At 60.9% G+C, this 11,762-nt stretch carries 10 protein-coding genes; all 10 read left to right on the plus strand.

Annotated elements, in window-relative coordinates; translation table 11 throughout:
• Nucleotides 1–31: 31 nt before the first annotated feature.
• Nucleotides 32–1,537 (plus strand): glycerol kinase GlpK, encoded by a 1,506-nt coding sequence (gene glpK / locus ACLEJQ_RS11855; protein WP_440795122.1) that lies wholly within the window; start codon nt 32–34, stop codon nt 1,535–1,537.
• 91 nt (nt 1,538–1,628) lie between these two features.
• A complete protein-coding gene (locus ACLEJQ_RS11860; RefSeq protein WP_440795124.1) occupies nt 1,629–2,384 on the plus strand; it encodes a DeoR/GlpR family transcriptional regulator in 756 nt (251 codons plus the stop codon).
• 341 nt (nt 2,385–2,725) lie between these two features.
• Entirely contained in the window at nt 2,726–4,264 is a 1,539-nt protein-coding gene (gene glpD, locus ACLEJQ_RS11865; protein ID WP_440795126.1) for a glycerol-3-phosphate dehydrogenase, read from the plus strand.
• A 428-nt stretch (nt 4,265–4,692) separates the two neighbouring features.
• Nucleotides 4,693–5,607, plus strand: coding sequence for a glutamate/aspartate ABC transporter substrate-binding protein (locus ACLEJQ_RS11870; RefSeq protein ID WP_440795128.1), 915 nt, complete (start codon nt 4,693–4,695; stop codon nt 5,605–5,607).
• Nucleotides 5,608–5,799: 192 nt separating this feature from the next.
• The gene (locus ACLEJQ_RS11875; RefSeq protein ID WP_440795130.1) at nt 5,800–6,546 is read left to right on the plus strand and encodes an amino acid ABC transporter permease; all 747 of its coding nucleotides are present in this window, start codon (nt 5,800–5,802) and stop codon (nt 6,544–6,546) included.
• Nucleotides 6,546–7,217, plus strand: coding sequence for an amino acid ABC transporter permease (locus ACLEJQ_RS11880; protein WP_440795132.1), 672 nt, complete (start codon nt 6,546–6,548; stop codon nt 7,215–7,217). The genes ACLEJQ_RS11875 and ACLEJQ_RS11880 overlap by 1 nt, the downstream gene beginning before the upstream one ends.
• Complete coding sequence (locus ACLEJQ_RS11885; protein WP_024779491.1) at nt 7,214–7,948, plus strand: amino acid ABC transporter ATP-binding protein; 735 nt, start codon at nt 7,214–7,216, stop codon at nt 7,946–7,948. The genes ACLEJQ_RS11880 and ACLEJQ_RS11885 overlap by 4 nt, the downstream gene beginning before the upstream one ends.
• A gap of 214 nt (nt 7,949–8,162) precedes the next feature.
• Nucleotides 8,163–10,064: a sensor histidine kinase gene (locus ACLEJQ_RS11890; protein ID WP_440795135.1), complete on the plus strand. Its 1,902-nt coding sequence runs from the start codon at nt 8,163–8,165 to the stop codon at nt 10,062–10,064.
• The gene (locus ACLEJQ_RS11895) at nt 10,061–11,389 is read left to right on the plus strand and encodes a sigma-54-dependent transcriptional regulator (protein ID WP_440795137.1); all 1,329 of its coding nucleotides are present in this window, start codon (nt 10,061–10,063) and stop codon (nt 11,387–11,389) included. The genes ACLEJQ_RS11890 and ACLEJQ_RS11895 overlap by 4 nt, the downstream gene beginning before the upstream one ends.
• A gap of 23 nt (nt 11,390–11,412) precedes the next feature.
• Nucleotides 11,413–11,742, plus strand: a complete 330-nt coding sequence (locus ACLEJQ_RS11900; RefSeq protein WP_170862026.1) for a GlpM family protein — start codon at nt 11,413–11,415, stop codon at nt 11,740–11,742.
• The last annotated feature ends 20 nt before the right edge of the window (nt 11,743–11,762 follow it).

Here is an 11,762-nt window from a genome sequence, read left to right on the forward strand (position 1 = left end):
CCTCTCTTATTTACGTCCCAAGGCAATCGACATGACCGACATTCAGAACAAGAACTACATCATTGCCCTCGACCAGGGTACGACCAGCTCGCGGGCGATCATTTTCGATCGTGACGCGAACGTGGTTTGCACCGCCCAGCGCGAATTCGCCCAGCATTACCCTCAGGCCGGCTGGGTCGAGCATGACCCGATGGAAATCTTTGCCACCCAGAGCGCGGTCATGGTCGAAGCCCTGGCCCAGGCTGGCCTGCACCATGACCAGGTCGCCGCCATCGGCATTACCAACCAGCGTGAAACCACCGTGGTCTGGGACAAGACTACCGGCCGGCCGATCTACAACGCCATCGTCTGGCAATGTCGGCGCAGCACCGAAATCTGCCAGCAGCTCAAGCGCGATGGGCACGAACCGTACATCAGCGAAACCACTGGCCTGGTAACCGACCCGTATTTTTCCGGGACCAAACTCAAATGGATCCTGGATAACGTCGAAGGCAGCCGCGAACGGGCGCGCAACGGCGAGTTGCTGTTCGGCACCGTCGACAGCTGGCTGATCTGGAAATTTACCGGCGGCAAGGTCCATGTCACCGACTACACCAACGCCTCTCGCACCATGCTGTTCAACATCCACTCGCTGGAATGGGACGCGAAGATGCTGGACATTCTCGACGTCCCGCGGGAAATGCTGCCGGAAGTGAAGGCATCCTCGGAAATTTATGGCCGCACCAAGAGCGGCATTGCCATCGGCGGTATCGCCGGAGACCAGCAGGCGGCCCTCTTCGGCCAGATGTGTGTAGAACCGGGTCAGGCAAAGAATACCTATGGCACCGGCTGCTTCCTGCTGATGAACACCGGTACCAAGGCCGTCAAGTCCAATCACGGCATGCTCACCACCATCGCCTGCGGTCCTCGCGGCGAAGTGGCCTACGCCCTGGAAGGCGCGGTATTCAACGGCGGTTCCACGGTGCAATGGCTGCGTGATGAGCTGAAAATCATCAATGACGCTTTCGATACCGAATACTTCGCCAACAAGGTCAAGGACACCAACGGCGTGTACTTGGTGCCGGCCTTCACCGGCCTGGGCGCGCCGTACTGGGACCCCTATGCCCGCGGCGCATTGTTCGGCCTGACCCGCGGCGTACGGGTCGATCACATCATTCGCGCGGCACTGGAGTCGATTGCCTACCAGACCCGCGATGTGCTCGATGCCATGCAGCAGGATTCGGGCGAACGCCTCAAGGCCCTGCGCGTCGACGGCGGTGCGGTGGCGAACAACTTCCTGATGCAGTTCCAGGCCGACATTCTCGGCACCCAGGTCGAACGCCCGAAAATGCGCGAGACCACAGCCCTAGGCGCGGCCTATCTGGCTGGCCTGGCGTGCGGCTTCTGGGGCAGCCTGGAAGAACTGCGCGGCAAAGCGGTGATCGAGCGCGAATTCGAACCTCAACTGGACGAGCCGGCGAAGGAAAAACTTTACGCGGGCTGGCAGAAAGCAGTGAGCCGCACCCGCGACTGGGAGCCGCACGAAGACGCTGAATAAGCCAAAGCCGGGTACGATAAAGGTTCTGTAACTGGCCGGGAGTCGATTCCTGCGGCATCATGGGCATATTTCGGCAGCCCGAAGGACGCCCATGAATCTGCCTCCCCGTCAGCAGCAAATCCTCGAACTGGTCCGCGAGCGCGGCTATGTCAGCATCGAGGAAATGGCGCAATTATTCGTTGTAACCCCGCAAACCATCCGCCGTGACATCAATCAATTGGCGGAAGTGAACCTGTTGCGCCGCTACCATGGCGGCGCTGCCTATGATTCGAGCGTCGAAAACACCGCCTACGCCATGCGTGCCGACCAGATGCGCGACGAAAAGCAACGCATCGCCGAAGCCATCGCCGCCCAGATCCCCGACCACGCCTCGCTGTTCATCAACATCGGCACCACCACCGAATCCATTGCCCGGGCGCTGCTCAATCACAACCACCTCAAGATCATCACCAACAACCTGCACGTGGCCTCGATCCTGAGCGCCAAGGACGACTTCGAAGTCCTGATCGCCGGCGGCAACGTACGGCGTGACGGTGGTGTGGTCGGCCAGGCCAGCGTCGACTTCATCAACCAGTTCAAGGTCGACTTCGCCCTGGTGGGCATCAGCGGTATCGATGAGGACGGTAGCCTGCTGGATTTCGACTACCAGGAAGTACGCGTCTCCCAGGCGATCATCGCCAACGCCCGACAAGTGCTGCTGGCGGCGGACTCGAGCAAGTTCGGGCGCAACGCGATGGTCCGCCTCGGCCCCATCAGCCTGATCGACTGCCTGGTGACCGATCAGCAACCGGTACCAGCCCTGGCGCAGTTGTTGAGCCAGCACAAGATTCGGTTGGAAGTGGTCTGACCTTCCTCCTTTAACGCCGTGGCGAGGGAGCTTGCTCCTGCCGGGACGGTCCGACGCCTCGGGCAAAGCCGCCCCAAACCGGCTGGCGTAGTTACCCGGAAAGATCGTATTCACCGATTTACGACGGCTGCGCCGCCGAACGGGAACAAGCTCCCTCGCCACAAGAGCAAGTCGCGCCCACCCCTCGCCCCCTCAGGTTCGGAAATTTTCCTTTCAGCTTCCTTTGATCAGTATTTTCAATCAAAGGCGACTGGCAGCTGCCATCCATATGGGCTAGTATTTTCGCAAATGAACATTAATGTTCGAATTCAAATATGACGAAAAGAGCCCGAGGCCAGCCGATGCCCACTTCTACCTTGCCTACGCCCCCTCTCGCCGAGATCTACGACATCGCCGTCATTGGCGGTGGCATCAATGGTGTGGGGATCGCCGCGGACGCTGCCGGTCGCGGTCTTTCGGTGTTCCTGTGTGAAAAGGACGACCTGGCCAGCCATACCTCCTCGGCCAGCAGCAAGCTGATCCACGGCGGTCTGCGCTACCTTGAACACTATGAATTCCGCCTGGTGCGAGAAGCGTTGGCCGAGCGTGAGGTACTGCTGACCAAGGCTCCCCACATCGTCAAGCAAATGCGTTTCGTGCTGCCCCACCGCCCGCATCTGCGTCCGGCCTGGATGATCCGTGCCGGCCTGTTCCTCTACGATCACCTGGGCAAGCGCGAACAGCTCGCGGGCTCCAAGAGCCTTAAGTTCGATGCCGGCAGTCCATTGAAGAACGAAATCACCAAAGGTTTCGAATATTCCGACTGTTGGGTCGACGATGCCCGGCTGGTGGTGCTCAACGCCATGGCCGCCCGGGAACAGGGCGCCCATATTCACACCCGCACCCGCTGCGTGAACGCCCGCCGCAGCAATGGCCTCTGGCACTTGCACCTGGAGCGTGCCGACGGCAGCCTGTTTTCGATCCGTGCCAAGGCGCTGGTGAACGCGGCCGGCCCATGGGTCGCCAAATTCATTCGTGACGACCTGAAGATGGAGTCGCCCTACGGGATCCGCCTGATTCAGGGCAGCCACGTCATCGTGCCCAAACTCTACGAAGGCGAGCATGCACACATTCTTCAGAACGAAGACCAGCGCATCGTGTTCACCATTCCGTACCTGAACCAGTTCACCCTGATCGGCACGACCGACCGCGAATACACTGGCGACCCGGCCAAAGTCGCAATTACCGAAGGCGAGACCGACTATCTGTTGAAAGTGGTCAACGCCCACTTCAAGAAGCAGATCAGCCGCGAAGACATCCTGCACAGCTATTCCGGCGTGCGGCCGCTGTGCAACGACGAATCCGACAACCCGTCGGCCGTCACTCGTGACTACACCTTGGCGCTGTCTGGCAGTGACAAGGAAGCCCCGCTGCTCTCGGTGTTCGGCGGCAAGCTGACCACCTATCGCAAGCTGGCCGAATCGGCCATGGCGCAATTGGCGCCGTATTTCACCCAGATGCGCCCGAGCTGGACAGCAGTCGCCACACTCCCTGGCGGCGAGAACATGACCACCCCGCAAGCCTTGTGCTCGGCGATCCGCGACAAGTTCGACTGGCTGCCGACCGACATCGCCCGCCGCTGGGCGACCACCTACGGCAGCCGCACCTGGCGCATGCTCGAAGGCGTGCACAACCTCGGCGACCTGGGCGAGCACATCGGCGGGGGCCTCTACACGCGGGAAGTCGATTACCTGTGCAGTGACGAATGGGCGGTCAATGCCCAGGACATCCTGTGGCGCCGCAGTAAGCTGGGGTTGTTCACCACGGCGGCTGAGCAGGAAAAACTGCAGCAGTATCTGGATAAGGTCGAGCATAACCGGCGCAAGATTGAAGCGGCCTGATTGATGCCTGCGATACCAAAGCCCCTGGATCCCACGATTCAGGGGCTTTTTATTATCTGAAATCCACCCCGCCTCCCTGCTCGCGATGACGTCGGGTCAGCCACACTGATGTTGACTGATAGACCGTTATCGCGAGCAGGCTCGCTCTCACAGGTTCCTAACCACCTCCAGATATTCGGTTTTCCGAACACGACCCGACAGTCAGTTCGGCCAACCGGATAAACAACCGGCAAACAAACCTGAAACAAAAGATTAATTACCTTTAAAAACAGATAGTTAACTAGTCATGACTGGCCTGGCACGAGTCATGCTCTACACTCCTCGAGACGAATGCCTGTAGCCAACACAACAGGAGCCGACAGGCACTTCGAAGTACTCAGGGCCGAAGAACCGGCCGGAATAAAAAAAACAATGTCGAGGAAACATCGATGCGTATCGTTCCCCATATCCTGGGCGCAGCCATTGCTGCCGCTCTGATCAGCACCCCGGTTTTCGCAGCCGAACTGACCGGCACGCTGAAAAAGATCAAAGAGTCCGGCGTCATCACGCTCGGCCATCGTGACGCTTCCATTCCGTTTTCCTACATCGCGGACGCTTCCGGTAAACCGGTCGGCTATTCCCACGACATTCAGCTGAAAGTCGTCGAAGCGCTGAAAAAGGACCTGGACCTGCCTAATCTGCAGGTCAAATACAACCTGGTCACTTCGCAGACTCGTATTCCACTGGTGCAGAACGGCACCGTGGACCTGGAATGCGGCTCCACCACCAACAACGTCGAGCGCCAGCAGCAAGTCGACTTTTCCGTGGGTATCTTCGAGATCGGCACCCGTCTGCTGTCCAAGAAAGATTCCAAGTACAAGGATTTCGACGACCTGAAAGGCAAGAACGTCGTGACCACCGCCGGCACCACTTCCGAGCGCCTGCTCAAGGCCATGAACGCCGACAAGCAGATGGGCATGAACGTCATCTCCGCCAAGGACCATGGCGAATCGTTCCAGATGCTAGAGTCGGGTCGGGCCGTCGCGTTCATGATGGACGACGCCTTGCTGGCCGGTGAAGCAGCCAAGGCCAAGAAAGCCGATGACTGGGCTGTTACCGGTACCCCACAGTCCTACGAAATCTACGGCTGCATGATGCGCAAAGGCGACGAGCCGTTCAAAAAGGCCGTGGATGACGCCATCAAGGCCACCTACGCGTCGGGCGAGATCAACAAGATCTACGACAAATGGTTCACCCAGCCGATCCCACCGAAAAACCTGAACCTGAACTTCCCGATGAGCGACGAGCTCAAGGCCCTGATCGCCAATCCGACCGATAAAGCGGCTGACGACAAGAAGTCCTGATTTTTCTGACTAACCTTATCTCCTGAAGGGGCGCGGCCCTTTCAGGGGATGGTCACTCCCAGCTGACAATAAGGAAACACTCGAACCGGTGGCTGTCGAGCCGGACGGGTGTGCCTGGCCTTCAAGGCCGGGCGGGAACGGAGCTTCCCCAGGCGGGCACTTGTACATCGAACGATCTGAGGGGAGACCCTAATGAATTACAACTGGGACTGGGGCGTGTTCTTCAAGTCCACCGGCGTTGGCAGCGAGACCTATCTCGACTGGTACATCGCCGGCCTGGGCTGGACCATCGCCATCGCCGTCGTCGCCTGGATCATCGCCCTGATACTGGGCTCGATCCTGGGTGTGATGCGCACTGTGCCGAACCGACTGGTGTCGGGTATCGCCACCTGCTACGTGGAACTGTTTCGTAACGTACCGCTGCTGGTCCAGCTGTTCATCTGGTACTTCCTGGTGCCCGACCTGCTGCCGGAAAACCTGCAGGAATGGTACAAGCAAGACCTGAACCCGACCACCTCGGCTTACCTTAGCGTCGTGGTGTGCCTGGGCCTGTTCACCGCCGCACGGGTTTGCGAACAGGTGCGCACCGGTATCCAGGCGCTGCCACGCGGCCAGGAATCCGCCGCGCGGGCCATGGGCTTCAAGCTGCCGCAGATCTACTGGAACGTGCTGCTGCCTCAAGCCTACCGCATCATCATTCCGCCGCTCACCTCGGAATTCCTCAACGTCTTCAAGAACTCTTCCGTGGCCTCGCTGATCGGCCTGATGGAATTGCTCGCGCAGACCAAGCAGACCGCCGAGTTCTCCGCCAACCTGTTCGAAGCCTTCACCCTGGCGACGCTGATCTACTTCACCCTGAACATGAGCCTGATGCTGCTCATGCGCATGGTCGAGAAGAAAGTCGCGGTGCCCGGCCTGATCTCCGTGGGGGGTAAATAATGGAATTCGATTTCAGTGGCGTCGTCCCCGCCATTCCCGGTCTGTGGAACGGCATGGTGATGACCCTCAAGCTGATGGCCCTGGGCGTCGTCGGCGGGATCATCCTGGGCACTCTCCTGGCGTTGATGCGCCTGTCCCATAACAAACTGATCTCCAATATCGCCGGCGCCTACGTCAACTACTTCCGTTCGATCCCGCTGCTGCTGGTGATCACCTGGTTCTACCTGGCGGTGCCGTTCGTGCTGCGCTGGATCACCGGCGAGGACACGCCAATCGGAGCATTCGGTTCGTGCGTCGTGGCGTTCATGATGTTCGAGGCCGCGTACTTCTGCGAAATCGTCCGGGCCGGCGTGCAGTCGATCCCCAAGGGCCAGATGGGCGCCGCCCAGGCACTGGGCATGAATTATGGCCAGACCATGCGCCTGATCATCCTGCCCCAGGCGTTCCGCAAGATGACCCCGCTGTTGCTGCAGCAAAGCATCATCCTGTTCCAGGACACCTCGCTGGTCTACACCGTCGGCCTGGTGGACTTCCTCAATGCTTCGCGGGCCAATGGCGACATCATCGGCCGCTCCAATGAGTTCCTGATCGTCGCAGGTCTCGTGTACTTCACAATCAGCTTTGCCGCCTCGCTGCTGGTCAAGCGTCTGCAAAAAAGGTTCGCCGTATGATCTCTATCAAGAACATCAACAAGTGGTATGGGGACTTCCAGGTACTGACCAATTGCAGCACCGAGGTCAGCAAGGGTGAGGTGGTGGTGGTCTGCGGGCCGTCGGGTTCGGGCAAGTCCACGCTGATCAAATGCGTGAACGCCCTGGAGCCGTTCCAGAAAGGCGACATCGTGGTCGACGGCACGTCCATCGCCGACCCGAAGACCAACCTGCCGAAACTGCGTTCGCGGGTGGGCATGGTGTTCCAGCATTTCGAGCTGTTCCCGCACCTGACCATCACTGAGAACCTGACCATCGCGCAGATCAAGGTGCTGGGCCGGAGCAAGGAAGAAGCCACCAAGAAAGGTCTGCAACTGCTGGACCGGGTCGGCCTCTCCGCCCACGCCCACAAGCACCCCGGCCAGCTCTCCGGCGGCCAGCAGCAACGCGTGGCGATTGCCCGTGCCCTCGCGATGGACCCGGTGGTGATGCTGTTCGACGAACCGACCTCGGCCCTTGACCCGGAAATGGTCAACGAAGTGCTCGATGTGATGGTGCAACTGGCCCATGAAGGCATGACCATGATGTGCGTGACCCACGAAATGGGCTTCGCCCGTAAAGTGGCGAACCGGGTGATCTTCATGGACCAGGGCCAGATCATCGAAGACTGCCCGAAAGAGGAGTTTTTCGGCGACATCAGCGCCCGCTCCGAACGTGCGCAGCATTTCCTTGAGAAAATCCTGCAGCACTAAGCGTCGCCTTCTTTTAGACGCGCTTGCTCTTGTGGCGAGGGAGCTTGCTCCCGCTGGGTCGCGCAGCGACCCCAAACCGGTAAATGCATTGCATCTGGCACACCGCACGAACCGTTTTGCGACTGCTTCGCAGCCGAGCGGGAGCAAGCTCCCTCGCCACAGAGCCGCGTTCGAAGGACGACCGCAGCATACTGGTTGACCCAAGGCTTCTGTGATGAAATGCGACCCCACCCTCTATCGCGCCGCGCCGCCATCACTCGCCGTGAAACCCCGCCTGATCCGTCATCTGTTCCTGCCGCCGCTGATCATCGCCTTGACGATCGGCCTGGGTTATCTCGGCTTCTGGATCAGCGAGCACTACGGCGTGCGTGGCCTGGCCGAGAACGGCGAGCGCCAGCTGGAGCTGCATGCACGGGCGGTCGAGAGCGAGATCAGCAAGTACACCTACCTGCCCAGCCTGCTGGAGCTGGAGTCCGGCGTCTCGGCCCTGCTCGACGACCCGACGCCCGAGCATCGCAAGGCGGTCAATGAATACCTCGAAGGCCTGAACCGGCGCAGCCGCAGCCGGGCCATCTATGTGATGGACACCACCGGCCGGGTCATGGCCACCAGCAACTGGCGCGACGTCGACAGTTACCTGGGCGAAGACTTGTCCTTCCGTGCCTATTTCCAGAACGCCGTGCGCGGCGAACCGGGGCGCTTCTATGGCATCGGCAGTACCAACGGCGAGCCCGGCTATTACCTGGCCCATGGCCTGGAACAACAGGGAAAAATCATCGGCGTCGCCGTGGTCAAGGTCCGCCTCGAAGCCATGGAAGAGCGCTGGCAGCGGGCGCGCCTGGAGGCGTTCGTCAGCGATGAGAACGGCATCATCATTCTTTCCAGCGATCCGGCGCGACGGCTCAAATCAGTCCGCCCGCTGAGCGACGACACCAAGGAACGCCTGGCCCGCAGCCTGCAGTATTACTGGTTCCCGCTGAATGAGCTGGTGCCGCTGGCCCGGGAGCGGCTGGCCGAGGGCATGGAGAAGCTGACCTTCCCAGCCAACGCCGAGCTGGTGTCCGATGAGCGCGCCATCAGCTATCTGTCGCAGACCCGGCCCCTGAGCGATACGCCGTGGAACTTTACCCTGCTCACGCCCCTTGAAGACCTGCGCCGCCAGGCAATCAACCAAGGCATCCTGGTGGCCGTGGCTTTCGCCCTGGTGGCGTTCCTGCTGATTGCCTGGAACGAACGGCGCAAGGTCATCGCCACCCGCCTCGCCGCCCGCGAAGCGTTGCAGGAAGCCAACAATCAGCTCGAGCGTCGGATTACCGAACGCACCACCGACCTGCGGGCCAGCAACGAACGGCTCAAGAGTCAGATTCGCGAACGACGCCAGGCCGAGGAAACCCTGCGCCGAGCCCAGGACGAGTTGGTCCAGGCCGGCAAACTGGCGGCCATCGGTCAGATGTCCACCAGCATCGCACACGAACTCAACCAGCCGCTGGCGGCGCTGCGAACCTTGTCCGGCAACACCGTGCGCTTCATGGAGCGCGGCCAGCTGGACATCGCCAGTACCAATCTCAGGACTATCAACGAACTGGTCGACCGCATGGGCCGCATCACCGCCAGTCTGCGCGCCTTTGCCAGGCGCGGGGACGACCAGGGCCGGGCCAGCCTGGGCAAGGCCGTCGAAGCGGCCCTGCAATTGCTCGGCGAGCGTCTTGAAAAGCTCGACATCCAGATCCACAACGGTTTCGACGACGTACAAGTGCAAATCGACCAGACGCGCCTGGAGCAGATCCTGGTGAACCTGATCGGCAACGCCCTGGACGCCATGCAGACCCAACCCGAGCCGCGGCTGTGGCTCGAAGGCCAGGTCGCCGATGGCAAATATCGCCTGCGGGTGCGGGACAATGGCCACGGCATCGATCCGCAAGCACGCAAACATTTGTTCGAACCGTTCTTCACCACCAAACCCGGCGAACAAGGGCTGGGCCTGGGCCTGACGCTTTCTGCGAGCCTCGCGGCGGCGGCCGGCGGTCATCTGGGCGTCGAGTTCCCGGTGGAGCCTGGCACCACCTTCGTCCTGAGTTTACCGTTGGTAAGCCTTTTACCTGCCGAGCAGCCATGAACAACGACCTGAGCGTACTGATCGTCGAAGACGACCCCCATGTCCTGCTGGGCTGTGAGCAGGCTCTGAGTCTGGAGGACATCCCATGCATTGGCGTGAGCAGCGCCGAAGAAGCCTTGGAGCGGGTCGGCGATGATTTTGCCGGCATTGTCATCAGCGACATCCGCCTGCCGGGCATCGACGGCCTGGAGCTACTGACTCGCCTCAAGGCCCGTGATCGCAGCCTGCCCGTGGTGCTGATCACCGGCCACGGCGACATTTCCATGGCCGTCGGCGCCATGCAGAAAGGCGCCTACGACTTCATGGAGAAACCCTTCTCCCCCGAACGCCTGGTGGACGTCGCCCGCCGTGCCTTGGAGCAGCGCGGCCTGGCCCGCGAGGTTTTTTCCTTGCGTCGGCAACTGGCCGAACGCGATTCCCTGGAAGGTCGAATCATTGGTCGCTCACCCGCGATGCAGCACCTGCGAGCGCTGATCGCCAACGTCGCCGACACCTCGGCCAATGTGCTGATCGAAGGTGAAACCGGCACCGGCAAGGAACTGGTCGCCCGCTGCCTGCATGACTTCAGCCGGCGCCACGACAAACAGTTCGTGGCCCTTAACTGCGGCGGCCTGCCGGAGAACCTGTTCGAAAGCGAGATTTTCGGCCACGAAGCCAACGCCTTCACCGGCGCCGGTAAACGCCGGATCGGCAAGATCGAGCACGCCGATGGCGGCACACTGTTTCTCGACGAAGTGGAAAGCATGCCCCTGCCCTTGCAGATCAAGTTGCTGCGGGTGTTGCAGGAACGTACCCTCGAACGCCTGGGCTCGAACCAGAGCGTGGCCGTGGATTGCCGAGTGATTGCCGCGACCAAATCCGACCTGGACGAGATGGGCCGCGCCGGGCAGTTTCGCAGCGACCTGTATTACCGCCTCAACGTGGTGACGCTGGAACTACCACCCCTGCGCGAGCGACGCGAAGACATCCTGCAACTGTTCGAACATTTCCTCCAGCAATCGTCCTTGCGCTTCGACCGTGCGGTGCCGGAGCTGGATAACCAGACGCTGTCCAGCCTGATGAGCCATGACTGGCCGGGCAACGTGCGCGAGCTGCGCAACGTCGCCGAACGCTATGCCCTCGGCTTGCCGGCCTTCAAGAAATCCGGCGCCAGTTCTGGCAGCCAGGCCCTGAGCTTTGCCGAGGCGGTGGAAGCTTTCGAGCGCAATCTGCTGGTGGATGCCCTGCAACGCAGCGGTGGCAACCTGACCCAGGCCAGCCAGGAACTGGGCATGGCCAAGACCACGCTGTTCGACAAAGTCAAAAAGTATGGCCTGAGCCACTGACCGGGACGCAACCTGTGGACTTGATATTCAAGGCGGCGCTCGGCGCCGCCGTAGTGGTCATCCTGGCCATGCTGGCCAAGACCCGCAATTACTACATCGCCGGGCTGGTGCCACTGTTTCCCACCTTCGCCCTGATCGCTCATTACATCGTCGGCAAGGGCCGTTCGGTGGATGACCTGAAGACCACCATCGTCTTCGGCATGTGGTCGATCATCCCGTATTTCGTGTACCTGGCAACGTTGTATGTGATGGTCGACCGGATGAGGCTGGAGGCCTCGCTGGCGGTGGCGGCCGTGGCGTGGTTGATGGCGGCGACGGTGTTGGTGAGTGTCTGGGTGCGGGTTCACGGCTGAGTTTAAAGCCCCCTTGTGGG

Origin of the sequence: Pseudomonas sp. SMV71 (assembly GCF_052042015.1) — a bacterium.
Lineage (GTDB): Bacteria > Pseudomonadota > Gammaproteobacteria > Pseudomonadales > Pseudomonadaceae > Aquipseudomonas.